This window comes from Listeria immobilis, assembly GCF_014322765.1.
Taxonomy (GTDB): domain Bacteria; phylum Bacillota; class Bacilli; order Lactobacillales; family Listeriaceae; genus Listeria; species Listeria immobilis.
Map to the genome: position 1 here is coordinate 154,480 of NZ_JAASTZ010000003.1, position 25,742 is coordinate 180,221.

At 36.4% G+C, this 25,742-nt stretch carries 26 protein-coding genes; 4 read left to right on the forward strand and 22 right to left on the reverse strand.

What is annotated here, in order from left to right; translation table 11 throughout:
* Positions 1-145: 145 nt before the first annotated feature.
* From HCJ50_RS03165 to HCJ50_RS03215, 11 genes are all read right to left on the reverse strand, one after another.
* Entirely contained in the window at positions 146-877 is a 732-nt protein-coding gene (locus tag HCJ50_RS03165) for a pseudouridine synthase (RefSeq protein ID WP_185345323.1), read from the reverse strand.
* A gap of 2 nt (positions 878-879) precedes the next feature.
* Positions 880-1,476 (reverse strand): SMC-Scp complex subunit ScpB, encoded by a 597-nt coding sequence (scpB, locus tag HCJ50_RS03170; protein ID WP_185345325.1) that lies wholly within the window; start codon positions 1,474-1,476, stop codon positions 880-882.
* Positions 1,473-2,222 (reverse strand): segregation/condensation protein A, encoded by a 750-nt coding sequence (locus tag HCJ50_RS03175; RefSeq protein ID WP_185395468.1) that lies wholly within the window; start codon positions 2,220-2,222, stop codon positions 1,473-1,475. Before HCJ50_RS03175 ends, scpB begins: the two co-directional genes overlap by 4 nt.
* A 15-nt stretch (positions 2,223-2,237) precedes the next feature.
* Positions 2,238-3,548, reverse strand: coding sequence for a diaminopimelate decarboxylase (lysA, locus tag HCJ50_RS03180; RefSeq protein WP_185345328.1), 1,311 nt, complete (start codon positions 3,546-3,548; stop codon positions 2,238-2,240).
* A gap of 181 nt (positions 3,549-3,729) precedes the next feature.
* A complete protein-coding gene (locus HCJ50_RS03185; protein WP_185345330.1) occupies positions 3,730-4,548 on the reverse strand; it encodes a purine-nucleoside phosphorylase in 819 nt (272 codons plus the stop codon).
* 18 nt (positions 4,549-4,566) lie between these two features.
* Positions 4,567-5,751, reverse strand: a complete 1,185-nt coding sequence (gene deoB / locus HCJ50_RS03190) for a phosphopentomutase (protein ID WP_185345332.1) — start codon at positions 5,749-5,751, stop codon at positions 4,567-4,569.
* A gap of 27 nt (positions 5,752-5,778) precedes the next feature.
* The gene (gene xerD, locus HCJ50_RS03195; RefSeq protein ID WP_185345334.1) at positions 5,779-6,672 is read right to left on the reverse strand and encodes a site-specific tyrosine recombinase XerD; all 894 of its coding nucleotides are present in this window, start codon (positions 6,670-6,672) and stop codon (positions 5,779-5,781) included.
* Positions 6,673-6,818: 146 nt separating this feature from the next.
* Positions 6,819-7,277 (reverse strand): ferric iron uptake transcriptional regulator, encoded by a 459-nt coding sequence (gene fur, locus HCJ50_RS03200; RefSeq protein WP_185345336.1) that lies wholly within the window; start codon positions 7,275-7,277, stop codon positions 6,819-6,821.
* A gap of 242 nt (positions 7,278-7,519) precedes the next feature.
* Complete coding sequence (locus tag HCJ50_RS03205; RefSeq protein ID WP_185345338.1) at positions 7,520-8,542, reverse strand: FecCD family ABC transporter permease; 1,023 nt, start codon at positions 8,540-8,542, stop codon at positions 7,520-7,522.
* Entirely contained in the window at positions 8,542-9,567 is a 1,026-nt protein-coding gene (locus tag HCJ50_RS03210) for a FecCD family ABC transporter permease (protein WP_185345341.1), read from the reverse strand. Before HCJ50_RS03210 ends, HCJ50_RS03205 begins: the two co-directional genes overlap by 1 nt.
* Positions 9,568-9,668: 101 nt before the next feature.
* Positions 9,669-10,610, reverse strand: coding sequence for an iron-hydroxamate ABC transporter substrate-binding protein (locus HCJ50_RS03215; protein WP_185345344.1), 942 nt, complete (start codon positions 10,608-10,610; stop codon positions 9,669-9,671).
* Between the two features lie 163 nt (positions 10,611-10,773).
* Here HCJ50_RS03215 and HCJ50_RS03220 point away from each other — a divergent pair, with 163 nt between their 5' ends.
* The 4 genes from HCJ50_RS03220 (at position 10,774) to HCJ50_RS03235 (ending at position 14,779) form a co-directional block, all read left to right on the forward strand.
* A complete protein-coding gene (locus HCJ50_RS03220; protein WP_185345347.1) occupies positions 10,774-11,598 on the forward strand; it encodes an ABC transporter ATP-binding protein in 825 nt (274 codons plus the stop codon).
* The gene (locus HCJ50_RS03225; protein ID WP_185345350.1) at positions 11,588-12,586 is read left to right on the forward strand and encodes an NAD(P)/FAD-dependent oxidoreductase; all 999 of its coding nucleotides are present in this window, start codon (positions 11,588-11,590) and stop codon (positions 12,584-12,586) included. The genes HCJ50_RS03220 and HCJ50_RS03225 overlap by 11 nt, the downstream gene beginning before the upstream one ends.
* Before the next feature lie 356 nt (positions 12,587-12,942).
* Positions 12,943-13,602: a 5-bromo-4-chloroindolyl phosphate hydrolysis family protein gene (locus HCJ50_RS03230; protein WP_185345352.1), complete on the forward strand. Its 660-nt coding sequence runs from the start codon at positions 12,943-12,945 to the stop codon at positions 13,600-13,602.
* Positions 13,580-14,779 carry a toxic anion resistance protein gene (locus HCJ50_RS03235; RefSeq protein WP_185345355.1) on the forward strand — a complete coding sequence of 400 codons (1,200 nt, stop codon included), beginning with the start codon at positions 13,580-13,582 and terminating at the stop codon, positions 14,777-14,779. The genes HCJ50_RS03230 and HCJ50_RS03235 overlap by 23 nt, the downstream gene beginning before the upstream one ends.
* A gap of 51 nt (positions 14,780-14,830) precedes the next feature.
* Here the strand turns inward: HCJ50_RS03235 and HCJ50_RS03240 are convergent, their stop codons facing one another.
* From HCJ50_RS03240 to HCJ50_RS03290, 11 genes are all read right to left on the reverse strand, one after another.
* Positions 14,831-15,574 (reverse strand): creatininase family protein, encoded by a 744-nt coding sequence (locus tag HCJ50_RS03240; RefSeq protein WP_185345358.1) that lies wholly within the window; start codon positions 15,572-15,574, stop codon positions 14,831-14,833.
* A gap of 12 nt (positions 15,575-15,586) precedes the next feature.
* A complete protein-coding gene (locus HCJ50_RS03245) occupies positions 15,587-16,186 on the reverse strand; it encodes a bifunctional 4-hydroxy-2-oxoglutarate aldolase/2-dehydro-3-deoxy-phosphogluconate aldolase (protein WP_311769000.1) in 600 nt (199 codons plus the stop codon).
* Between the two features lie 23 nt (positions 16,187-16,209).
* On the reverse strand, positions 16,210-17,127 hold the full coding sequence (locus HCJ50_RS03250) for a phosphotriesterase family protein (RefSeq protein WP_185345364.1): 918 nt from the start codon (positions 17,125-17,127) through the stop codon (positions 16,210-16,212).
* A gap of 23 nt (positions 17,128-17,150) precedes the next feature.
* Positions 17,151-18,419 carry a PTS ascorbate transporter subunit IIC gene (locus HCJ50_RS03255; protein WP_185345367.1) on the reverse strand — a complete coding sequence of 423 codons (1,269 nt, stop codon included), beginning with the start codon at positions 18,417-18,419 and terminating at the stop codon, positions 17,151-17,153.
* 15 nt (positions 18,420-18,434) lie between these two features.
* Entirely contained in the window at positions 18,435-18,716 is a 282-nt protein-coding gene (locus HCJ50_RS03260; protein WP_185345370.1) for a PTS sugar transporter subunit IIB, read from the reverse strand.
* Positions 18,717-18,720: 4 nt separating this feature from the next.
* Entirely contained in the window at positions 18,721-19,161 is a 441-nt protein-coding gene (locus HCJ50_RS03265) for a PTS sugar transporter subunit IIA (RefSeq protein ID WP_185345372.1), read from the reverse strand.
* Positions 19,162-19,177: 16 nt separating this feature from the next.
* Positions 19,178-19,927: a GntR family transcriptional regulator gene (locus HCJ50_RS03270; RefSeq protein ID WP_185345375.1), complete on the reverse strand. Its 750-nt coding sequence runs from the start codon at positions 19,925-19,927 to the stop codon at positions 19,178-19,180.
* A 188-nt stretch (positions 19,928-20,115) separates the two neighbouring features.
* Complete coding sequence (gene dinB / locus HCJ50_RS03275; protein ID WP_185345378.1) at positions 20,116-21,186, reverse strand: DNA polymerase IV; 1,071 nt, start codon at positions 21,184-21,186, stop codon at positions 20,116-20,118.
* A gap of 195 nt (positions 21,187-21,381) precedes the next feature.
* Positions 21,382-23,034, reverse strand: coding sequence for an aryl-sulfate sulfotransferase (locus HCJ50_RS03280; protein WP_185395470.1), 1,653 nt, complete (start codon positions 23,032-23,034; stop codon positions 21,382-21,384).
* A gap of 116 nt (positions 23,035-23,150) precedes the next feature.
* On the reverse strand, positions 23,151-24,353 hold the full coding sequence (locus tag HCJ50_RS03285; protein WP_185395471.1) for an MFS transporter: 1,203 nt from the start codon (positions 24,351-24,353) through the stop codon (positions 23,151-23,153).
* 189 nt (positions 24,354-24,542) lie between these two features.
* Entirely contained in the window at positions 24,543-25,730 is a 1,188-nt protein-coding gene (locus tag HCJ50_RS03290; protein WP_185395472.1) for an amidohydrolase, read from the reverse strand.
* Between the last annotated feature and the right edge of the window lie 12 nt (positions 25,731-25,742).

Here is a 25,742-nt window from a genome sequence, read left to right on the forward strand (position 1 = left end):
GAAGTTCCCGTACCCACATACGAAAACACGTATCATTTCCTATACCAAATTTCCTACGAATTAAATTATACATGTTTTTCACAAAACGCGCTATTAGAAAGTTTATTTAATAGAGAAAATTAGTTTATCTGTAGTATTATCATCGTTATTTTTTCTTACCAAACCTTGCTTCTGTCTTTAATTGTTTTACTTCATGATGAGATAACTCTCTTCGCTCACCAGCATTTAAGCCACGCAAGTTTAAAAAAGAATATTCTTCTCTTGAAAGTTTTTGCACTTCAAATCCTACTGCTTCAAACATTTTACGTACTTGACGATTCCGACCTTCATGAATAGTAATTTCTACAATTGCTTTATCTTTAGCTTTATCTGATGAACGTACTTTCACTTTCGCTGGAGCAGTTTTACGGCCATCAATTACTACGCCACGCTCTAACGTCCGAATCACTTCTCTTTCCGGAATACCTTTTATTCGGGCGATATAGGTTTTAGAAACTTCATTTTTAGGGTGCATTAATAGATTAGCAAAATCCCCATCATTTGTCATTAACAATAAGCCCGATGTGTCATAATCAAGTCTTCCAACTGGGTAAAGTCGTTCTGGAATATCTGCAAAATAATCCGCTACAGTCGTCCGTCCTTTATCATCTGTAACAGCCGATACAGTTCCTCTAGGCTTGTAAAATAAGAAATAGCGATGTTCTTCTTTTGTTAACTGAATTCCCTCCACTTCAATGCGTTCCGTTCCACTAACTTTAACACCTAATTCTGTTACTACTTTGCCATTTACTGTTACTTTTCCTTCTTTAATCAGTGTTTCTGCTTTTCTTCTAGAAGTAATACCTGCATTTGCAATTACTTTTTGTAAACGTTCCATCTTTATTTCCCCTCCTGTTCTTTATTTTGGTTAAACCGGTCAAAAAACAGGTCCATTTCGTTTTGGTCTGGTTCTTCTGTTTCTGAATCAGCAAGTTTTGGTAAATCATCTAAAGAATTAAGCCCAAATGCATCTAAAAACTCACTTGTAGTTATATATAATTTTGCTCGTCCAGCACCATCCACTCGTCCTTTATCTGTTACTAAACCTTTGGCAACTAATGTACGGATTGGTCCATCTGTTTGAACTCCACGCACTTCGTCTACTTCCATTCTTGTTACAGGTTGTCTATAAGCAATAATCGCCAATGTTTCTAGGGATGCTTGTGATAAGACAGTATTGCTTGGAACTTCCACTAATTTTCGCAAATATTCTGCATGCCCTTTTTTTGTGGCAAGTTGGAATGTTCCTGCTAGTTCTAGTAAAATAAGTCCTCGATCAGCATTTTCATTGTATCGCTCACTTAACAACTCTAATAAATTGAGTGCTTCAATATGCGTAATCTCCATAACTCCGGTTAATTGTTCTGTTGAAAGTCCTGCATCTCCTGCAGCAAAAAGTAAGCTCTCTAATATACCTATTTGTTCTTCTCTAGTCACGATAGTTCTTCCCCTTTACCTAACACATATAAATCGGCAAAACTTTCCACTTGTTCCACTTCAACTAATTTTCGTTTCATTAATTCTAAAAGTGCTAAAAATGTAACAACTAACTGTTCCTTCGTCCGTTCTTCAAATAACTCGTCAAAACGCAAGCGGTGGTTTGGTTGTTGTTGCAATCTCCCGATAACAGCGTCCATTCGGTCATCTATCGAAATTTCTTGGGTTGTAATTCTTGTATGCAGTGGTTTGTTTAATTTTTTGCGTCGTAACATTTTATTAAAAGCACTTAGCATATCATTCAGCGATACATCTAGTTCAGCCACATGGGAACCATCCTCATATTCAGCAAGATCCATTGGTGGCTTGCTGAAATAAAAGCTCCGTTCTGCTTCTTTTTCTTTTAATTCTTTTGCAGCCTCTTTAAAACGTTTATATTCCATTAATTTCTCCACTAGAGCATCTCGTGGATCTTCTTCTTCTACTAGTGTATCATAATCAATTTCTAATTCCTGTTTTGGAAGAAGCATTTTACTTTTTATCTCAAGCAAAGTGGCTGCCATTACTAAATATTCACTAGCTACATCTAGTTCCATTTCTTGCATAGTGTGAACAAATTCCATATATTGGTCTGTAATCTCAGCCATTGGAATATCATATATATCCACTTCTAACTGCCCGATTAGATGCAGAAGTAAATCAAGCGGTCCTTCAAATGCATCTACCTTAAAATTCATTTCTACCATATTTGTCCCGCCCTACTATAATGAAAGATCATTTTGCACTAAATTCTCGTATGTTTCGCGAGCCACTACTAATTTATCTACGCCATTCTCTACAAAAACTACAGGAGGTCTAGGGATACGATTATAATTACTAGCCATTGCATAACCATATGCTCCGGTGCAAAAAACTGCTAAAACTTCTCCAGCATTCGATTTTGGTAGTGGTAAATCCCAAATCAGCATATCGCCAGACTCACAACATTTCCCTGCAATAGCAACAGTTTCTTCCGCTTCTTTCTCTGGACTAGCCGCAAGTACTGCATCATAATGCGCGTCATATAAAGCTGGACGAATATTATCAGACATACCGCCATCAACGGCTACATAATTCCTAATACCCGGTACTTCCTTTTTAGAACCAACTTTATAAAGTGTTGTTCCAGCTTCCCCAACTAAAGAACGACCAGGTTCAATCCATATTTCTGGAATAGCAATATCATTTGTATTTGCAACATCCCTTACTTCTTCCATGATTTGGCGGACATATTCGCTTGGTTCTAATGGTTCGTCTTCTGCAGTATAACGAACTCCAAAGCCGCCTCCAAGGTTAAGTACTTTGGAATCAAAGCCGAGTGTTTGATGCCATTCAACTAATTTATCCATAATTCGACGGGCTGCTAATTTAAACCCAGTTGTTTCAAAAATTTGTGAACCAATATGGCAATGTAAACCAATTAAGTCAAAAGCCTCACTTGCTCCAAGAACTTGCTTAATAGCTAGTTCCGCTTGCCCATTTGTTAATCCAAACCCAAATTTCGAGTCATCTTGCCCCGTTAAAATATAGTCATGCGTATGTGCTTCAATACCTGGTGTAACTCGAATTAACACAGATGCTTTCTCATTTCTTTCTATTAATATATCTTCTAATAAACTAATTTCATAATAATTATCCAAAACAAAGCAACCAATGCCATAATCAAGCGCCATATGGATTTCTTCAGCACTTTTGTTATTACCATGAAAATGAATACGTTCTGCTGGAAATCCAGCTTTAATGGCTGTATATAGTTCTCCGCCAGATACTACATCCAGTGATAACCCTTCTTCTGCCATCAACTGATATATCGCAACAGCAGAAAAAGCCTTGCTGGCATATGCAACTTGTGCCTTCACACCAAGATTTTCAAATGTTTTTTTAAATCCTCTTGCACGGTCTCGGATTAGCGCCACATCATAAACATAAAGCGGTGTGCCATATTTTTCGGCCAACTTTAAAGTGTCCACCCCTCCAATTTCGAGATGTCCTTCTGCATTTACATTCATTGTTCCTAGCCGTTCAAACGTCACGCCAATCCCACCTTTACATTACAGATTTTTAAAAGTTCTTTTATATAGTAGCACACTAAGAAGCCGAGCGACAATAACTATCTAAAAATAATATCAAATCCATGAAAAAAGTTCAGCTGATTTCAATATCTTCCTGTCTCAGAAAATAACGAAATCAGCTGAACTTGTACAACCAATTACTTTAAGAAATTTTAGCAACAATCGCTTTTACATATTGTAAAAATGTGCTACGAACTCGTTCTGTTGTTTCGATAACTTCCTCATGTGAAAGTGGTTGGTCTAAAATCCCAGCTGCCATATTAGTAATGCAAGAAATGCCTAGAACGCGTAGTCCAGCATGGTTCGCAATAATTACTTCTGGTACTGTTGACATTCCAACTGCATCTGCTCCAAGTGTGCGCATCATTTGGATTTCTGCAGGTGTTTCATAGGTTGGACCGCTAAATCCAGCATAAACGCCTTCACAAATGGTTAAATCAAGCTCTTGCGCAATTAATCTAGCTTCGACACGTAAATCTAAGTTATACGCTTCCGACATATCTGGGAAGCGAGGTCCAAAATGACTATCATTTGGCCCAATAAGCGGACTTGTTCCAGTAAAGTTAATGTGGTCTGAAATTAGCATCAAGTCTCCCGCAGAAAACAGTTCGTTCACACCGCCAGCCGCATTAGTTACAATCAGCACTTCAACACCTAACTCTTTCATTACTCGAACTGGAAAAGTAACTTCTTGCATCGAATACCCTTCATAAAAATGGAAGCGCCCTTGCATCGCAACTACTTCTTTATGTTCTAATTCACCAAAAACAAATTGTCCAGCATGTCCTTCTACTGTGGAAACTGGAAAATGAGGAATTTCACTATAAGAAAGTTTTGTTGGTTGTGTAATTTCATCCGCTAACACTCCTAATCCAGATCCTAAAATTAATCCGATTTTTGGTGTTCCAGTGTAACTTTCTCTAATTTTTGCAACTGCTTCATTTACCTTTTCTAAACTCATGCTTGTTCCTCCTTTTTCCTATTTCAAGTCTGCTAAGAAACTTTTTCCGTATTCAGGCATTTTTACATCAAAATTGTCTGCAACTGTTGCACCAAGATCGGCAAAAGTTTTTCGTAATTCTAGTTCTGAACCACCATTTTTAAAGCGAGGTGAGTACACTAGTAATGGAACAAATTCGCGTGTATGATCTGTACCAGTATAGGTTGGGTCATTTCCGTGATCAGCAGTAATAATCAACAAATCATCCGCTGTTAGTTTTTCCATTACTTCTTCTAAACGACCATCAAAGTCTACTAATGCATCCGCATAACCTTGTGGATCACGACGATGACCAAATAGCGCATCAAAGTCTACTAAGTTAAGGAAACTCATTCCGGTAAAGTCTTTGTCAAGAATAGAAATAAATTGATCCATTCCGTCCATATTAGATTTCGTACGAATAGATTCCGTCACACCTTCACCATCGAAAATATCAGAAATTTTCCCAATCGCAATGACTTCTTTACCACCGTCTTTAAGTGCATCCATCACAGTTGGTTTAAATGGTTTTAGCGCATAGTCATGACGATTTGGTGTTCTTACAAATGCTCCAGGTTCTCCAACAAAAGGTCGCGCAATAATCCGGCCAAGCATATATGGGTCATCTAAAGTAATCTCACGACAGAATTCGCAAATTTCGTATAGTTCTTCAAGTGGAACCACCTCTTCATGAGCCGCAATTTGCAGCACTGAATCAGCGGATGTATAAACGATTAAAGCTCCTGTTTTCACATGTTCTTCGCCAAGTTCAGCCATAATTTCTGTGCCGCTAGCAGGTTTATTACCAATTACTTTGCGACCAGTTTTTGCTTCGATTTGGTTAATTAATTCAGCTGGAAAGCCATCAGGAAAAACGCGGAATGGCGTATCAATATATAGTCCCATAATTTCCCAGTGACCTGTCATCGTATCTTTCCCATTAGAAGCCTCTTGCATTTTTGTATAGTATGCAAGTGGTTTTTCTGCTTTTTTAATTCCTTCTATTTCACGAATATTTGATAAGCCAAGTTTGCCCATTTCTGGCATTTTTAATCCGCCAACAAATTTCGCAATATGGCCAAATGTATCTACATCAAAATCACCGAATTCTGCTGCATCTGGGGCTTCCCCGATACCAACTGAATCCATTACAACTACATGTACTCGTTTAAATTTATCTGGCATATTTACTCATCCTTTTCCATTATATTTTTAAGCACGCGGGTGAAATTGTTTGTATACATCTTTTAACCGCAGCTTGGTTACATGGGTATAAATTTGTGTAGTGGAGATATCCGCATGGCCAAGAAGTTCTTGTACTGAACGGAGATCCGCCCCATTTTCAAGTAAGTGTGTGGCAAATGAATGGCGCAAAGTATGCGGTGTAATCGGCTTTTCAATTCCCGACGCTTTCGCAATACCTTTTAATATTTTCCAAAATCCTTGTCTCGTAAGTCCTTGACCATGATGGTTTAAAAATACAAAATCATTGCGGTATTTCGGCTTTCTAAGTTTCGGTCTTGCTTCCTCTAAATACTTTTCTAACACATTGGTTGCGGTTTTTCCAAGTGGAATGATTCTTTCTTTATCCCCTTTACCAATGGTTTGAATAAAGCCCATTTGTAAATGTAAATCATCCATTTTAAGCTGCACGAGTTCGGTCACACGAAGCCCCGTTGCATATAAAATTTCCATCATCGCTTGGTCTCTAAGCCCGAGCGGTGTACTTATATCTGAGGAACGAAGCAATAATTCTACATCATCTAAATTTAATACTTTTGGCAACCCTTGCGCTTGTTTTGGCGTTTCAATTTGAATCATTGGGTCGTGGGACATTTTCCCATCGTGCATTAAGTAATGAAAAAAAGACCGCAACGAAGCAATATATCTTGCAACGCTTCTTGCTGATTTTCCTTCATTTCGCGCAAACGCCATAAATCCAACGATATCGCTTCTTTTAAGAGTGTTTGGATCAGTAAAATTACTCGCTGTATTCATATAAGAAACAAAATAATGTATATCCCGTTCGTAAGCTTTTATCGTATTCTGTGATAAGCCCTTCTCTACAATTAAAAAATGTAAAAAATCATCTATTAAATCATTCATAAGCGTTTCCTCCACAAGTCCTATTCTAACACGTTCCGCTTCAAGTGAAAACGTTTAAGCGATGAAAAAAACATGTAATACTTTTCGCACAATTCAGTTCACGTTTTTTCACAAAAAAAGTTTGAGACAGATTATCTCAAACTCACTTAACCATTATTCTTTTTTGATTTTTGTCTGCACTCGGCACATACACCTTGAAAAGTTAGACGATGATCTTTTACAAGAAAATGCCATTTTGATTCAATTATTTTTTCTACATCTTCTAATAAATCTTCTTGGATTTCCTCTACGGAACCACATTCTAAACAAACAAGATGATGATGGAAATGCTTGGCGCCTTCTTGTCGTAAATCATAACGAGATACACCATCACCAAAGTTAATTTTATCTACTACACGAAGCTCTGTTAATAGCTCTAATGTTCTATAAACCGTTGCAAGTCCAGTATCAGGCGCAATATCTTTTACACGCAAGAAAACTTCCTCTGCACTTAAATGATCTTTTTCATTTTCAAGTAAAACGCGAACAGTTGCCTCTCGTTGTGGAGTTAATTTATAACTAGCATCATGAAGTTGTGCTTTAATGCGTCCAATACGCCCTTCCATTCTGGTTCCTCCCTTAGTTGCAATAACAAGTTGTCTTTCTAAATTATCATCATTATCATTTAACAATAAATACAGTTTATAATAATTATAAATAAAATGCAAGCTTGGAAATCCTTTTCCAACCTATTAAATTCCTCGTATTCAATTCCTATTGCTTATGTTTACTAACATATCACAAAAGCAATAGGCTGTCTACAATCATTATCAATTACTATAAAATTTCTCGTTATTTATAATAATTCTTATTTAGCTTTAGCAAGAAGAAATAAGAAATACGGGGCACCAATAACCGCCACGACAATACCAGCAAATATTTCGGAAGGTTGAATAATTAAACGTCCAATTGTATCCGCTAAAAGTAATAATAAGCCGCCAGCAAGTGCAGAAGTCACCATTACAAAACGATGCGCTGAACCGACTAATCTCCTAGCAATATGCGGTCCAATTAGTCCAATAAACGCTATCCCGCCACTAACAGAGACACAAGCTGCGGCAAGACCAACTGCGACAATTAATAGAAGAAATTTTTCTCGTTCAACACGAACACCAAGTCCAGTCGCTACTTGATCACCGAAAGAAAGAACATCTAGTGTCTTCACTTTCATAAAAGCAATCGCACCTAAAACGATCAACCAGGGTAAAAGCGCATAAACATATTGCCAACTAGATGCCCAGATATTTCCCGCCATCCATTCTGCATACCGTTGATAATTTTGTGGATCCAGTCGAATACTTAAAAGTGTAATCAGTGCTGCAATTGCCGCCGCAACAGCAATCCCAGTTAAAAGTAAGCGATTAGGCAACAAACCTTCTTTTCGACTATAAGAAAGACCATACACGACAAACGCAGTCAAAATCGCACCAATAAATCCGATAAATGGCATAAATAAAACAGGCACTTCCATGGTTGAAGGGAAGAAAGAAATATAAAGCATAACAGCTAAACCAGCACCATTATTTATCCCTAAAATTCCTGGATCAGCAAGTCCATTTCCAGAAATGCCTTGTAAAATTGTTCCCGAAACAGCTAAACCAGCGCCAACCAAAAGTGCGATAACAATTCTTGGCAATCGAAACTCTGTCACGATAAGTTGAGTGCCTGGGTCCGCCATCCCAAAGAATGACTTTATTACTTCTAAAAATGGTAATTTAGAATAACCTGCATTGACACTATATGTAAATATAATAAAAATAAATAAACTTAAAATAATAATAGTCCATATCCGCTGTGATTTTTTCCTTTTTTCTGCTGCAGTCATATACATTATAAGTTCCTCCTTTCTTTACGAGCAATATAAAGGAAGAAAGGAACTCCAATTAAAGCGAAAACCACGCTAATTGGCGTTTCATATGGCGGGTTAATCGTTCTTGCTACAATATCAGCAACCAGTGTTAAAAACGCCCCAACAACTGCTGAGCAAGGAATAATCCACCGATAGTCTACCCCTACTAAATAGCGGACCAAATGAGGCACAATTAAACCAATAAATCCAACCGGACCAACTACAGATACAGCTAAGCCCGCTAAAACAAGCACGACGAGCATGGAAGCAATTTTAACTAAGGTAGTATTTTCGCCAAGACCAATTGCAATATCATCGCCTAAACTTAAAATGGTAATAGACTTACTTAAAAGTAGTGCTACAATTAATGCGCCCAGTAACCATGGCCAAATTGCCGCAAGTTGACCCCATTTCACACCAGCAACTCCACCAGCATACCAAAATGCCAAATCCTGACTTAATTTAAAGTAAATCGCAATCCCCTCACTCAACGCAGTCAAAAGTGAACTAACCGCTGCCCCAGCAAGTACTAATCGTGTTGGTGACATGGCACTACCTGCAATGGAACTAACACCAAACACCATAAACGCCCCAATTGCCGCTCCAACAAAAGAAAAAATTATTAACGAATTATAACTAAGACCTGGCATAAAAGCAAAACAAATTGCTACCATAAAAGTAGAACCAGCATTTAGTCCTAAAAGTCCAGAGTCAGCAAGCGGATTCCTTGTAATCCCTTGCATAATGGCCCCTGCCACGGCAAATGCGGCACCAATCGCCATATCAGCAATTACCCTTGGAACACGCAAACTCCGTATAATCTGGTGGTCTGTTTCTGAGCTGTTATAATGAAAGAGCGCATCCCAGACAGTACTTAATTGAATATCTGCCGCTCCAACTGCAATGCCAAATAGCGCCATAATAAGGAGCGCTACAAGCCCAGCTGTAAGTATAAAAATAGCAACAGCTGGTCTTGTGTTCATTTTTAACTGTTTTGACTTATCCATCTGCACAAATTCCTTCCATTTGATATCTCTGCTCGTTTTAGGTGATAATAATTATCAATCGCAAAGAAAATTATATCAATTTACCTCGCTAATCGCAATATTTAGTTGGAATCAAGTAATTTATCTACTATAATATCTAGCTGACCTTCAACGGCTAAAGGATCATAATAAAACATTGTATCAAAATCCATTTGGTAAACATTTCCTGCTTTATAGGTAGGTAAGTTTTTCCAAATTGGCGAATTCGTTAATTCTTGTAGTGTTTTTTCACCATCTTTCGCATCACTAGAGGAATTCTTTGTTATAAACATTCGATCTGCTGCATATTCAGGTAGAACTTCTAATGAAATCTTCTGCCAATCTTGACCGTCTAATACATCTTTTTTAATTTTTGCTGGTGCATTTAGTTCTAGGGCGTTATAAATTGCTTGACCACCACGTCCCATATTTTGACCCATAACGTAAAAATCTTTATCTTGGACCTCATAAATACCAATAGTTTCATCCGCATCAAGTTTTCCAGCTAATTTTGCTTTTGCCGCTTTAGCCTTTTGATGAAAACTATCAATCCATGCCTCTCCAGCTTTTTTTTCACCAACCAAATCAGCAATCTGGCGTACATCTTCTTCTACTGTTTTAGAAGTTGCATATGGAATTAAAACAGTTGGCGCAATTTTAGACATTTGTTCGAACTCATCTTCTTTTGAAACAACAATTAAATCCGGTTTTAATTCTGCTACTTTTTCCGCAGAAACAGGATCACCGATGTCTTCTATCCCAGCTATCTTTCCATTAAGAAATGGGTTTTCCAATTGTTTTTCTCTGGCACCAACTGGTTTTAAACCCAGTAAGACAATATTTCCTAAGTATTCTGAAGCAACTATCCGTTTTGGATGCGCTGGTATTTCGACTTTTTCACCATTCGTCATTGTATAAGTACGCATTTCGACTTTTTCATTATCGGCCGATTTATTATTTCCACAAGCACCCATAACTCCTACAGTTAAAAGCACCATTAGTAACAAACTAATTCTTTTTTTCAATATACTTCCCCCTTACAATTGATAATGTTTCTCAATTAGTATAGCGAAATATTTCATTTGATGCAACTTGTTTTATTGACTAAGACTTGCATTTTTGTTAGAAAAACTCTATACTTAAGCATTGAGAATGATTATCATTTTAATTGAAATTGGAGCGATAAAAATGAAAGACTTGCATACCGATAATCTACAAATTTCCTACGATAAACGAATCATTGTGGATAGTTTAGATATAGCCATTCCATCAAATAAAATAACTGCTCTAGTTGGAGCAAATGGTTCTGGGAAGTCCACTATATTAAAAACAATGTCCCGATTAATGAAACCAAGCCAAGGTGCGGTGTATTTAGACGGTAAAAGCATTCATAGTCAGCCAACCAAAGAAATCGCCAAGCAGTTAGCAATTTTACCTCAAAACCCTTCTGCTCCAGATGGTTTAACGGTTTTCGAATTAATTTCTTATGGCCGTTCTCCTCATCAAAGCAGTTTTAAATCCATTACTGCAAAAGATCGAGAAATTATTTTCTGGTCGCTAAGAGTAACCAATTTAACCGAGTTTGCGGATCGTCCGATTGATAGTTTGTCAGGTGGACAGCGCCAAAGAGCTTGGATTGCAATGGCCCTTGCTCAAGAGACAGATGTTTTATTTTTAGATGAACCAACGACATTCTTAGATATGACGCACCAATTAGATGTATTAAATTTACTCAAACAATTAAACCAATCAGAAAACCGCACGATTGTTATGGTTGTACATGACTTAAATCATGCATCGCGATACGCCCATCACATGATTGCAATTAAAGCGGGACAAGTAGTAGCTGAAGGAACGCCGGTTAGTGTAATGACCGAAGAAACATTGGAAGATGTCTTTAATATCAAAGCCGATATTTTAATTGATCCACGAAGCGGTGTCCCTCTTTGCCTGCCTTATGAAACTTGCAATGGTTGTGAAATTGTAAAGGAGCTTGATTCAATTGCCAAATGATCTCTATGATGTGACCATTATCGGTGCAGGGCCTATTGGTCTTTTTGCTGCTTTTTATAGCGGTCTTCGGTCCATGAAGACGAAAATTATCGATGCCGAACCAGCTGTTGGTGGCAAAGTACGTTATTTTTTTCCTGGAAAAATTATTCGTGATATTGGTGGAATCCCTGCTATTACTGGTGCGGATCTAATAGCTAATTTAAAAGAACAAGCAGAGACTTTCCATCCAACCATTGTCTGTAATGAGCGTGTAGTAGACGTCACTAAGTTATCTAATGGCACTTTTCAATTAACTACTCAAAATGGGACAATCCATTTTTCTAAAACGATTGTTATCGCGACAGGTAGTGGTACTTTTGAAGTTAATCGCTTAGACGCTTTACATGCTGAAAATTTTCCTGACGCTATTTTCTATGATGTAAAAAATCTGGAACAGTTTCGTGACAAAGTTGTCGCTGTTTCTGGTGGCGGAAATTCTGCAATTGATTGGGCGCATACATTAGAGCCTATTGCAAAAGAAGTTCATTTAATATATCGTGGGGAAGATTTTAAAGCACATGAGGAGCGTGTAAAAGCCTTAAAAAGTTCCCGTGTTCAAATTCATATCCATCATGAAATGAGCGCTTTATTTGGAATTAACGACCGATTAACTGCTACGACACTTTACTGCAATCAAACAAACAGCACTAAAACTATTTCAACAGATGCCCTTTTTATCAATCATGGTGTTAAAGTAGATTTAGGAACAATGGCTGAATGGGGCTTTACATTAACAGATTTTGGCATTCTTGTTGATGATGAAATGAAAACAACGATTCCAGGAATTTTTGCTTGCGGAGATAGTGCTGCTTACCCGAGAAAAATTCGTATTATCGCAGCTGGTTTACATGAGGGTCCGATAGCAATTAATAGCGCAAAAAAATATTTAGAACCAAATGCTGCTGATGAAGCAATGATTAGTACGCATCACGAGAAATTTATTCATTAGTATTTTCATGATAGTTAGCATCATTTGAAATCAAAAAAGCATTCCATTATTTAAAACGGAATGCTTTTTGCTTCATTCTACACCGATTAAGCGATTTACTTCTTATTTTTTCACTATAAGATAACTAAGTCCGAGTTTAATTTACATCGCACGACTGATAACATCTATTTTCTAAATATGGTATGATAAGGACAAATAAAGTACACTTTCTAAAACATAAAAATCCTTCAACTTGCCTAGTTACGAGATACTAAATATACTTAACTAGTAGATTGCTTGCAGTATCATTTGTTTTTAGAAAAATATACCTAGAAAAGCGGACCTTTCAAACAGGTACTTAAAGGAGAAGATGTATAATGACCGTTTTAAAAAAAATATTAGCATTCACTGGTTCCATTTTACTTGTCATTATTTTGGGTGGTATTCTTACTTCCATTATCCAAAGTGGCTTGATAATTGCAGCAATCACAATAGCTGTTGCAGCTGTCCTATTTTTCTTTTCATCCAAAGCTGGGGATCGCGCACAAATGATTGCCACTGGGTTAACTAAAAAAGAATATAAATATATTCGCACCAACTTAGAAGAAGCTCGTGTGAAAATAATCCGCCTTCAAAAAATCATGACACAAAATAAGGCTCTCTATTCATTCCAAGAGCGCAATAAAACACTTTTACTTACAAAACGGATTTACGGTATCGTAAAAGAAGATCCAAAGCGTTTTTATGAAGCAGAAGATTTCTTTTTCTCCCACCTTGATTCTTTGGTAGAACTTACGGAAAAATATGCTTTCTTAGAAAAACAACCTGTCAAAGACAAAAAAATCTACCAAACACTTTCTGATACGCGCACACTTTTAAATGATTTAAGTCGTGTTATTGAAAAGGATTTATTTACGCTCTTAAATCAAGATGTAAACAACCTTGATTTCGAATTAGAAGTAGCAAAAAACTCCATTTCCAAACAGAAAAAGAAACTCGAAAGGGGTACAAAAGATGACCGAGAAAAAGCCAAGTGAAGAAACGAATGAATTAAAAGACTTAGTAATTGAAAAAGAATTTAACCAGACGTTAGATGATCTTCTTGCTAACCCTTTTGGAACGGATGGTGCATCTGCAGCAAGTATTGTTAATAACGAAACAGATGCAGCTCCTCGTTTAGTAGATATGCTAACGGAAACAAACAAAAAACAAGCACTCGAATTATCGAAACAAATAGAACCAGGTAACCAAGCTGCAATTCTTGGATACGGTGCGCCTGCTCAAGCTAAACTGCATGACTTTTCGCATTCAATGCTTGCTCATGTGCAAAAACAAGATGTTGGTCCAATTGGAGATATTATTAGTGATTTAATGTATCGCCTACAAGAAGCAGATCCCGACGAATTAGCTGCTCGCAACAAAAATGTTTTCACAAAAATGTTCCACCGAGTAAAACAATCCATCAATGAAATTACTTCTAAATATCAAAAAATTGGTACCCAAATAGACCGCATCGCGTTGAAACTGGAACACTCCAAAAAGCGTTTAATAGAAGATAATTCTTTCTTAGAACAGCTTTATGATAAAAATAAAGATTATTTCCAAGCACTTAATATTTATATTGCTGCTGGAGAATTGAAATTAGAAGAAATTAATACGAAAATGCTCCCAGAACTTCGCAAAAAAGCCGAGCAAACTGGCGACCAAATGGATTATCAAGAAGTAAATGACTTAACGCAATTTGCAGATCGACTTGATAAACGGGTGTATGATTTACGATTAAGTCGTCAAATCACCATCCAACAAGCTCCGCAAATCCGCTTAATTCAAAATACAAACCAAGCACTTGCAGAAAAAATCCAGTCATCCATTATGACTGCCATTCCATTATGGAAAAACCAAGTAGCCATAGCGCTTACCCTACTTCGTCAACAACAAGCTGTAGCAGCTCAACGTCAAGTTTCTGAAACAACTAATGAGCTGTTAAAACGAAATGCTGATATGTTAAAAACAAATGCTATCGAAACAGCGCGCGAAAATGAAAGGGGTATTGTCGACATCGAAACCCTGAAAGAAACACAATCTAGCTTAATTGAAACTTTACAAGAAACGCTTAAAATCCAACAAGAAGGCCGTGCTAAACGTGCCGTAGCAGAAAAAGAACTTGTAACTATGGAACAAGAACTAAAAGAACGTTTACTTGAAATGAAATAATGTCACATAAATAACGCAAAAACCACTCCTTTTTAAGAAGTGGTTTTTGTGTTATTTAGTGAAATATTCATAGCCTTCTAAAACAAGTTCTGCCATTTTATTAGCAAAAATCTGCTCCATTTTTTTACCTTTTTCTTCTGTAGCAAGACTTGCATCTCCGTACACCCCACTCTTACTCAAGTCTCCTAATGAAATAGTTGTTTTTCCATATAATACAGGTTTTTCTGGATACTCTTTTACTGCTTTATCCATTGTCACTAGTTCTTTTTTAGTTGCTAGCATAAGAGAAGTTTCAAACTCACACGCATGAATCATTCCATACCAAGGTTCTGACTCACAATTCGTTGCCATTACCTCTGAAAGTGACGGATAGAATAAATACAGGACAGGCATATCTAGTTCATCCGCTAATTCACGAACAGCATATTTCATAGAGCTATTATTCGAATCGTGTCCATTTATTAGTACAAGCATTTTTACGCCATATCTTGACACACTATGCGCTACATCTTTAATAATAGCTTCTACATGATGCTGCTGAATAGAGATTGTTCCTGGTATATCCCGCCATACCCATGAATACCCAAATGGCATAGTCGGAATAACTACTGCACCTGTTTTTTCAGAAACTATGTTAGCAAGGTTTTCTGCTAAAAAAATATCTACCCCGAGTGGCAAATGATGTCCATGTTGTTCAGTCGCTCCAAGTGGTAAAATGGCTACAGGAAAATCCGCTAATGCTTGTTGTACCTCATCTCGCGTCATATTAATTATTTTTTTGGCTGATTGCGTCATTACTCATCCATCCTATCTTTGAAAAGCTTTTGCATTTGCTCTTATTTTGTCCAGCATTTCTCTCGTTGCCCCGCGAGGAACTAGTTCACTCCCAATAGCATAAGAGTCACACCCTGCTGCTGCGTATTCTTCCTTATTTCTCGCATTTACTCCACCAACTGCCATTAAATGGATATCTGGAAATGGTCCTCTTAAACTTTTAACGTAGGTTGGTCCAAGCTCTCCAGCTGGAAACAATTTAAAAATTTCGACGCCTAATTGTAACCCTTCAATAATTTCTCCCGGTGAAAAAACTCCTGGAAAAATGGCTATTCCTTGTCGTTTGCTTTCTTTAATTATATTTTTCTCAAAACCTGGTGTAATAATAAATGTCGCGCCTGCTTGTTGCACTTTTTTTATTTGTTCTAGATAGACAACGGTACCTGCTCCAAGTGTTAATTGTTCTTTTGAATAGTGTTGGCTTAATGCTTCTAGACACCCTAACCCCTTTGCTTCATTACTAAGCGAAACCTCAAGCGTTGTAATCCCCTCATCTATTAAAACTTCCACAATGGGAATGATATCCACTGGGTCCACATCACGAATTATGGCCATGATTTCATTTTTTTCGATGGTTATCAAACGTATCCCCTCCTTTAAAATTTTGCTAACCAATTAGCTGGATTTTCATAAAAGATTGCGTTAATCTCTTTTTCACTAACACCCTCTTCTAATAATCTAGGAATAAATTTAGTTTTTATATAACGGAAACCTGGTCCTCCGCCATAAGCATGCAGATAACTTTTTCTCCCCATATCACCAGAAATAAGTAGTTTATCTCCAAAGCCATGTTCAAGCATATTTTTCACTAAATCAACCCGTGTGCTATCTGGATAATATTTTACTTTGCCACACCCATCAAATTGTACATAAGCACCTTTTTCAGCGAGTTTTAAATGATAGTATGGGTCGGCATTACGATCACTATGCCCAACTGCAACCAATTCTAAATTAACACCTTCTTCTTCTAAAATGGCTAACATCTCTTGTCCCATTGTTCCAGCTTCTGTATGCAACCAGATAGGCGCACCGGTTTCTTTTTGTGCCCAAGCAACCGCACGAGTTACTTTTTCTTCTAAAGGATGAATCAAATTGTACCAAGAACCAGATTTTAAGATTCCTGCTCTAGCATCTGACCCATCCATTCCTTTTTCAATATCATGAATTAATCGATCGGTAATTTGTTGGATGGATTCTTCTCGTACCCAATCTGGAAAATAAATATGCTTATTAAATCCGGTTACACCTAAAACATTGACCCCCGACTCTTCGGACATGGATTTTAATTTATTCCCATCGCGGCCGTAATCAAGCGTCGAAGCATCTACTAATGTTTTTCCACCAATAGAATGAAATGTTTTTAATTCCTCTAAAGATGCAGCATAATTTGTTAACTCAAAATCACGATCTTTTTGAACTGGGGGTGGGCAACACCATAAATGTTCATGTGAATACGTAAACCCCAAGCTTTCTTTAGAAATATCACCAAGTACTGTTCTGATTTTCTTTTCCATTCTAATCCATCTCCTTTATTATTTTAAAGCGCAATACCAAACAATACTCCGATTAGGCGAATAATTACTATAACGATAATTGCATCTGTTGAGGCAAACCATAGCCCTTGAATACCATAACCGTCTAATCCTAATATCGGGTAAGCAATTGCAACAATCATTTGGAAAACAAATCCAAGTAAAAAACCAGCAATAATCGCTCCACGTCTTCCTCCCATAGCATTACCAAATACTCCAGCTGCACCTCCCATAAAGAACAACCCAATTACTGAAGGTAGTACCACAACTGGCATCATTGTCGAAATCAGTGTTGCTCCAAGTCCACCAACTACTGCACATAAAAAGCCAATCGTTGTTGCTGTTGGTGCAAATGAGTAAAAAATGGGTACATCTAGTGCAGGAATTGCTCCAGGAACAATTTTTTCGCTAATCCCTTTAAATGCTGGAACGAGCTCACCTAAAAACATTCGTACGCCTTGAAGTAGTATTAATATTCCGACAACAAAAGTAAATGCTTGCAATATTGCGAATAATACATCGCTTTGTGTCCCTGCTAATTCTCTCATTACAGGCTCATCTACAAAGAAGGAAGTGAAGATGTAAATTACCGCCATCACAATTCCCATTAATACGGACATTTCCTTTAAAAAGTCTAATTTCTTTGGTACTTTTATATCTTCCGTAGATTTTGCTTTATTTCCAAATTTACCACCAATCCATCCTGTTGACCATACTAGTGAACTTCCCCAGAAACCAAAACCGACATTATCATTACCAGTTACTTTACGTACAAATGGTTGAGCTAAGGCAGGGAAGACAATGCTTGAAATCCCTTGAGCAATGGAACCGAATAGAATTATTTGCCAGCTGCTAAAGCCCATTTGATCAAATACGATTGCCATAGTAGCCGCAAATGAAAACATCATATGACCAGTTAAAAAGATATATTTCCATCTAGTCGTTCGAGCAAGAATAACATTAATAATAAAACCAAATACGAGAATTAAAGATGTTTCTGTTCCTAAAACTTGCTGTACTGCGGCAGCAATTGCATTATCTTCTGCAACCACCCCTTTTAATTGGAAGGCATTTTCAAACATTGTACTAAAAGGTATTAAACTTCCAACAATAATTGCTGATCCTTGTTGTAACATAATAAAGCCAAAAATAGTTTTAAGTGTTCCTTTGATAATATCCGAGCTTGTTTTTCGTAAAGCAATTAATCCAATGGCTGCGATGATTCCTAATATAAATGCTGGTGTAGATAAAATTTCTGTGATGAAAGTGAGCATCGTAATCCTCCTTTTTTATGAAGCAAAATATAGTTTTATAATAGGTAACACTTTTTCTTCAATTTCTTTTTTATCAAGAATGTTGATAATCGGGATAACTTTTGCTGATTCACCTGCTAATTCTGCAGCTATTTCACTGGAAGCAACAATCGCATCACAAGTCCTTCCTTTGGCACTACTTAAATCAGTGGCCTCTCCGTCTACTTTATAACCGTGTTTTTTCGCCATATCTTGAATTTCCATCAATAACATCAAACTTGTTCCAAAACCCATTCCACAAACTGTTAAAATTTCCATAAACTTAATCCTCCTTTTTAATGGTATGTAATATTTCAACTTTGTTATCACTTGTCATAAGCAGCTTTAATTTTTCTTCATTTGTTAAAACTCTGCTTAATGCTTGTAACATTTTAATATGGAAATTTGTATCCACGCCACCGATAGCAATGACTAATTTAACATCATCGTTTTCTGGATGACCAAATTTAAGGGGATTTTTTAAGCGAACAATTGACATACATTGTTTAGTTACACCATGTTCTGGTCTAGCATGTGGGATTGCAATGTGCGGCGCGAGTACAATGTAGGGTCCAAGTGTTTGATAACTTTCAACCATTGCATCCACATAACTAGGTAAAGCGCTTTCACTTTTTACTAAGAGATGTCCAGCAGCTCTTATGGCTTCTACTGGGCTATCAACTTCAATATCCAACTCCATTTGTTCTAAAGTAATTGGCAACATCCTTTTTCCTCCTTTATTAAATAATATGTTTTTTTGTACGACCTTCAAGTTCGGCTAAATATTGATAACGATCTCCACGTGCTACCATATCAACAACTTCAATTGGGATGTTCCCTTTCATATAGGAAGTACGTCGAACATGTAAAACAGCGGAATCTTCCGGAATTACTAACAAAGCAGATTCGATAGGGTTAGATAATCTTGCAGTAATCATTTCATCTGCATGTACTAAACTTATATTGTAAATTTTTTCCAAATCATAGTAGAGAGAATCAGATCTTAATCCTGTTTCAATTAGACCAGGAACATATTTCGCGCGCAGATAATTAATCATAATAGCAACTGGTTCTCCGTCAATTTCTCGTACACGTCGAATGCATACCACTTGCTCATTTTTATCTAGTTGTAATGCAGCACGAATTTTCTTAGAAGGTGGCACAATCGAAATTTCTGTACTAATTGTTTTAGAATCTTTATGTTGTATCTTCATTTCTTCTGACCAACTAAAAATCCTTCCAAGTCCTTGCGTGGTCTTTGTTTGGCTTACAAAGGTCCCTTTTCCCTGTTGTTTATTTACGATTCCTTCATTTACTAGCTCTTCTATCGCTTTTCGAACGGTCATTCTACTAACTTGATACATCTTTTCAATTTCTGTTTCTGTTAAAAGTAAATCTCCTACAGACATATCTTGTTCGATTTTTTCTTGAAGTTCATTTTTTAATTGTACGTAAAGCGGTGTAGAAGCTGATTTGTTTAATTTTTTCATATAAGTTTCATTCCTCTCGAAAGGTTGTCTTTTGATTCATTATAACATTCATAATAAAATTTTCAATAAACATTATAACCTTTCGTTGGTTTCAGTGTATAACATCATGATGAATTAGTCAATATTTTTCTAAAGATTATAATGCATCAAATAAAAAAACAGAAAAGTGATTGCTTCACTTCTCTGTTTTATAGCCCTTCCAAGCGTAAGTTCTCGAAGTAAACTGGCTTGAGATTCGTTACGGTTAGACCGATCAAACGAATGCTTTCTTTGCCAGTATAGCTTTCTCTAAGTAGTAATGCTGCTGCTTGATAAATTTGCTGGGCGTCTTGAATATATTCATTTAAAGTTAATCGTTTTGTTATGGTTGTAAAATCACTATATCGTAATTTTAGTACTACCGTTTTACCATGCTTTTGTAGTTTCATCAGTCTTTCTTCTACTTTTTTAGCAAAAATCATTAAATTTTGTTCTAAAATGCGTTCATCTAAAACATTAAATTCAAAAGTCGTTTCTTTTCCCACAGATTTTCGGTCACGATGCGGATTTACAACATTATTAGAACGTCCTCGAACATGACGATACAAATGATAGCCTTGCTTATGCAACTCACGGATTAAGTCCCATTCACTCCATTGTTTCAAGTCGAAACCTGTTTCAATGCCTAACCGATGAAGTTTTTCTGCTGTAACTTTACCAACTCCATAAAATTTAGTTACAGGAATTTTTTCTAAAAAAGCTTCTGCCTCACTAGGAGAAACGACAGTAATTCCTGCAGGTTTTTGATAGTCGGATGCGATTTTAGCAATAAATTTATTAAATGAAACGCCTGCTGATGCTGTTAATCCTAATTCACGATAAATTGTTCGTTGAATATCTTGAGCTATAAGTGTAGCGGATTTTATTCCTTTTTTATTTTCAGTTACGTCAAGATAAGCCTCATCCAGTGATAACGGCTCAATAATATCCGTATATCTGGAAAATATTTCTCGAATTTGACTTGAAACTTCGACATAATGCTTCATATTGCCATGAATGAAAATACCATTAGGGCAAAGTTTTACTGCTTGTCGAGTAGGCATAGCAGAATGTACTCCGAATTTTCGTGCTTCATAAGAACAAGTGGATACTACGCCTCGTTTGTTTGGATCACCACCAATAATTAGTGGCTTTCCACGAAACTCTGGATGATCGCGTTGTTCTACAGATGCATAAAAAGCGTCCATATCAATATGAATAATTTTTCTACTTGTATCCATAACTGCACCTCTTTCTAGCAAAAAACGAACAAGTGTTCTTATTGTAATTATAAACGTATTCTTTGTTAATTACAAGTATAAAATCTTTGTTTTTTAACTTTTTAAGGCTTACTTCAAGTAGTGTTTAGCGAGGTTTCTTTACATAGAAAAACACTCTAACCATTAACTTGGTAGAATGTTTTTCTAATCAGCGCATTATTCATCTTGCGTTAATTTAAACGTATAGCTTGCCGGATATAAACTAAATCTTTCTGCACGATATGCCCAAGCTGATGTTGGGAAATTGGTGAGGTTCATTTCGAAAACAACCGTTCCTTTTTGGTTTACTTCTATTATGCTACTTTCTTTTCCATCCTTACGATGACCAAAGTTAATCAAATAATTACCTGTTGTCTCCATATATCGTGATCCACCAACAATTTCTGTCCAATATGCTTCACCCAGCGATTCTCCATAAGAAAAGACTATTTCAACTTTTTTCGTTTTCTCATTGATACGATACTGCACGGCTTCACTATATTGACCAGATGCTTCTTTGTCTCCTCGTGTAACGACTACATTATTATCATAGAGCAAAATATCTACTGTTGTTGAATTATCATCTTGGTCAGGTAAAATTTCTACTGCATGTTGACCTGCGGGGTATTTAAAATCTGTCCCAGTTGAATCAAGTAAATATTTTTTATAAGCATCTGGCCAACCTGTTTTATCGGAAAGAATCCATTTGATTGCTGTTGTTTCGTAATCGAGTTTCATTACAGTGTCTTGATTTCGACTGGAAATAACAATGCTATCATCACTCTCGTCATACCAAATGGCGTTTTGATGGAACCAGTCTACTTTCCCATCAGAACGAGCTTTATAATTTTTGTAAAATTTTTCCGGTAAAATATCCTTTAAATCAATTTCTTTTATGACTTCCCCAGTTTGACGATCAATTTCAATCATTGTATCTTCCATGTATTTGGTATCATCATTTATTGTTAAAAGTAAGTTTCCTGAGGGTAATTCTATTGCATCATGATGAATTGCGGACTTGGAAGATGAACCTGATTGTTCACTTTCAGCTTCTGTAGTCATTGAATACGCATGATATATTTTCCCTAAATAATCAGTTTCTAAAAGCAGTGAATATGTATCATCCGCATTGTCATACTTAGTTAAATACAATAAATGTCCATTTTCAAGTTCTTTAAAAACATGACTATTGTATTTTGTCGAATACCAGCGTACATCGCCATTTGAATCTACACCATAGGCATATTTAGTACTTGGTGTTATAAAAGTTAGTTGATTACCCGTTTGTTCCATTTGTGTAGTATCACTCGTAGTGACATCTATTTTTGGCATCTCGTCAGGTAGCTTATTCGTTTGGATTGTAATAGTTTTTTCCGTTTTTTTCCCGGTTTGTGTTACAGCCGTGATTTTCACTTTATTTGCCTTATTCGGATAAAGCCCTAAAACAGCTATTTCATGTTGAGTCGTATAGTCTGAATTGACCTCTGACTGAATAGTAGTGGCAGCATTTTCCCCTTCCACCTCCACAGTTATTTTCATTTTTTCCTCTGTATTAAAAAGAAGCATAGCTGTTAGCGGGCTTGTTCCATATGGATTTAACTTTATAAAGGGATTTTCCAGTGTACTACCTTCACTATCTTTTTTTAGCTGTTTTTCTATTTTTGTTTGTTCATCAACAAGCTCTGTATCTAGCATATAGTAATTTTGCTTAGAAGTTTCTGATTTATTCTGGTAGAAAAAGTAGCCAAGTCCAGTAGCGAGAAAAAGCACTAGAATGAAACCTGTGATGCATATAATTTTTGGGATTTTTCGTTTTAATTTAATTGACATAAGGAAACTCCTTTCACATTACAGCCTAGTTTAACAAGAAAGTTTGAAAAAACTATGAACGTAATGCGAAAAAAGTATATTATTTTTCCTTACTTGTAAAACCGGATTTACCTTTATTATTGAATTTCTATTTGGCGTTTTTTAATGGCTAATACAATTACTCCTGAAATTACTAAAGTTGCCGCTAAGAATAAGAAGGCAGATTGATAAGAATTGGTAGCATCAACTAAATCGCCAATAATCATTGGTGCAAAAAAGCCACCTAAGACTCCACCAGAATTAATTGCCGCATATTTTGTTGCGATATGACTTTGTTTAAATAATTTGTGTGGTAACCCCATCAATGTTGTAAAGGCCATAATTAGGAAAATATTACATAAGCACAAACAAATAACAGAAAGTGCTAACTGATCAAATAAATACACTCCATAGACGGAAAATGCGCCTAACAAGCAGAAAATAAAAATCACTATTTTTTCTTTTCCTTCAAAAAAGCGACTAATAAAGTAACCACCAAGAATACCTGCAATTAAAATACAAATACCTGCTAAAGAACTAATATAACTAACTTGGCTAATGGCAAGACCTCTTGCTTCGTTCAAATATGAAGCTAGCCAACTTGTTAAGCCATAATTTGCCGCATTGATAAATAGAGAAGATAGTAGTAAAATCCAAAGCTGTTTATCTTTCAAAAGCTCAGAAAACGGTACTTTTATTTTTGTTTTTTGACTTTCTGCTTCTGTGTTGCTAGATTTTGGAACAACTGCTAAAATCAATAAACCAATTAATACTACCATGGCTCCCATGACATAATACGTGTTTCTCCATCCCATTGAGAGTAGCAAAGGTGCTATTAATAATGGACCAATAAATGCTGCAAATCCTGATGAAGCAAGCATCGCGGACTGAGCAAAGCCACGTTTATTTAACGGAATGTTTAGCGAGATATAGTTACTAATCGATGGCGGATATCCAGCATGACCTAGAGCCCCTGATAAAAAACGTACAACTACTAAAAAAAGTAAAGAGTAGCCGAATCCAAAGATTGCTAGGAAAAGCCCTACAATAATAATTGATATACCAAGTACTGGTCGCGCTCCAATCTTATTGTTTAAATACCCCATTGGAATTTGGAAAATCGTGTACCCCAAAAAGAATGCACTTAAAATTAGCCCTTTCTGACTAGGATCAAAACCTAAATCCTGAGAAACTGATACCAGAGAAATACCAATAGTATACTTATCAACATACACACTGGTGTAGCCTAAAAATAGCACAAGTAAAACCATTAGCGAACGTTTTTCCTTTACCTGATTCATTTGAGTTAACCCCTTTTGTATTTTGAATAGTTGCATGTTCCTAAAAATATTTTATTATAAAATCTTTTTAACTTTCCAGTAATTTTTTTAGTACACATAATTAATATAACTTATAACGCTTTCTTTTTAAAATAAAAGAAGAGCATAACCAGATTTTATTCTCTGATTATGCTCTTTTCAAAACTATCGTTAGTCTAAATGATAGTAATCTAATACTACTTCAGCGACAGATTTTGCAGCAACTAATAATGCATCTTCATCAATATCAAATTTTGGATGGTGATTAAAGTAGGCAGATTCTGTTGTTTTTGGTTTTGCGCCAATGTAGAAAAATACTCCTGGGATTTTTTCTAAATAATACGCGAAATCTTCTGAACCAGAAAGCATATCATATTCAGAAACAGCAGTTAAATATTCTCCGACACCTTTTTGCAAACCAGCTACCACTTGTTCTGTTACTTTTGGATCATTGTAAAGTGGTGGGTAATCATTTGTGTAAGTTAATTCTGTCGTCACACCAAACATTGCTTCAATACCAGCAACGATTCGGTGGATTTCTGCATCTATTTTATCCCGATTTTCTGTGTTCATATAGCGAACATCGCCTTCAAGCTCTACAGCATCTTTAATAACGTTAAAGCTTCCTTTTCCGTCAAAAGAACCAATCGTAACAACACCAGTATCAAATGGATTTAAGCGACGACTAATAATTGTTTGAACAGCCGTGACAAAATAAGCACTTGCTACAATTGCGTCATTTGCCATATGTGGGGAAGAACCGTGTCCGCCAACACCTTGAATCTTCAATTTAAAATAGGTGCGACCAGCCATGGAATACCCACTATGGTAAAGAACTTCGCCAGACTCTCCAAAAGGAAAGACATGAATGCCGAATATTTGATCTAGATCATCTAAAACACCTGATTCAACAACACTTTTTGCTCCGCCTGGTGGTGTTTCTTCTGCATGTTGATGTATGATTTTTATTGTTCCGGGAATGTCTTCTTTTAAGGAAATTAAGCAATCTGCCAAAACAAGTAAGTATGCTGTATGTCCATCATGTCCACAAGCATGCATAACTCCTTCATTTTTAGATTTAAACGGCAGACCCGTTTCTTCCGTTACTGGAAGCGCATCAAAATCAGCTCGTAATCCAATTGTTTTCCCTGGTTTTCCACCTTTGATGGTAACAACAATTGCATGACCATTTCCGACTTCCGTTGCAATTTCTACATCTTTCCCTTTGTAAAAATCTTGGATGTATTTTGCCGTTTCTGCTTCATGAAAAGATAGTTCTGGATTCTCATGTAAATGACGTCTAATTTGAATAATTTCATCTTTACGTTCATCAAGCATTTTCATTAATTGCGTACGCATACTACAGCCTCC

Bases quoted from the DNA above. Each gene is read 5' to 3' on its own strand.
- HCJ50_RS03165 (WP_185345323.1), bottom strand. From the start codon at position 877: ATGGAACGTTTACAAAAAGTAATTGCAAATGCAGGTATTACTTCTAGA.
- HCJ50_RS03175 (WP_185395468.1), bottom strand. From the start codon at position 2,222: ATGGTAGAAATGAATTTTAAGGTAGATGCATTTGAAGGACCGCTTGAT.
- HCJ50_RS03185 (WP_185345330.1), bottom strand. From the start codon at position 4,548: ATGAGTTTAGAAAAGGTAAATGAAGCAGTTGCAAAAATTAGAGAAAGT.
- deoB (WP_185345332.1), bottom strand. From the start codon at position 5,751: ATGCCAGATAAATTTAAACGAGTACATGTAGTTGTAATGGATTCAGTT.
- xerD (WP_185345334.1), bottom strand. From the start codon at position 6,672: ATGAATGATTTAATAGATGATTTTTTACATTTTTTAATTGTAGAGAAG.
- fur (WP_185345336.1), bottom strand. From the start codon at position 7,277: ATGGAAGGGCGTATTGGACGCATTAAAGCACAACTTCATGATGCTAGT.
- HCJ50_RS03205 (WP_185345338.1), bottom strand. From the start codon at position 8,542: ATGTATATGACTGCAGCAGAAAAAAGGAAAAAATCACAGCGGATATGG.
- HCJ50_RS03210 (WP_185345341.1), bottom strand. From the start codon at position 9,567: ATGGATAAGTCAAAACAGTTAAAAATGAACACAAGACCAGCTGTTGCT.
- HCJ50_RS03220 (WP_185345347.1), top strand. From the start codon at position 10,774: ATGAAAGACTTGCATACCGATAATCTACAAATTTCCTACGATAAACGA.
- HCJ50_RS03230 (WP_185345352.1), top strand. From the start codon at position 12,943: ATGACCGTTTTAAAAAAAATATTAGCATTCACTGGTTCCATTTTACTT.
- HCJ50_RS03235 (WP_185345355.1), top strand. From the start codon at position 13,580: ATGACCGAGAAAAAGCCAAGTGAAGAAACGAATGAATTAAAAGACTTA.
- HCJ50_RS03240 (WP_185345358.1), bottom strand. From the start codon at position 15,574: ATGACGCAATCAGCCAAAAAAATAATTAATATGACGCGAGATGAGGTA.
- HCJ50_RS03250 (WP_185345364.1), bottom strand. From the start codon at position 17,127: ATGGAAAAGAAAATCAGAACAGTACTTGGTGATATTTCTAAAGAAAGC.
- HCJ50_RS03255 (WP_185345367.1), bottom strand. From the start codon at position 18,419: ATGCTCACTTTCATCACAGAAATTTTATCTACACCAGCATTTATATTA.
- HCJ50_RS03260 (WP_185345370.1), bottom strand. From the start codon at position 18,716: ATGGAAATTTTAACAGTTTGTGGAATGGGTTTTGGAACAAGTTTGATG.
- HCJ50_RS03265 (WP_185345372.1), bottom strand. From the start codon at position 19,161: ATGTTGCCAATTACTTTAGAACAAATGGAGTTGGATATTGAAGTTGAT.
- HCJ50_RS03270 (WP_185345375.1), bottom strand. From the start codon at position 19,927: ATGAAAAAATTAAACAAATCAGCTTCTACACCGCTTTACGTACAATTA.
- dinB (WP_185345378.1), bottom strand. From the start codon at position 21,186: ATGGATACAAGTAGAAAAATTATTCATATTGATATGGACGCTTTTTAT.
- HCJ50_RS03280 (WP_185395470.1), bottom strand. From the start codon at position 23,034: ATGTCAATTAAATTAAAACGAAAAATCCCAAAAATTATATGCATCACA.
- HCJ50_RS03285 (WP_185395471.1), bottom strand. From the start codon at position 24,353: ATGAATCAGGTAAAGGAAAAACGTTCGCTAATGGTTTTACTTGTGCTA.
- HCJ50_RS03290 (WP_185395472.1), bottom strand. From the start codon at position 25,730: ATGCGTACGCAATTAATGAAAATGCTTGATGAACGTAAAGATGAAATT.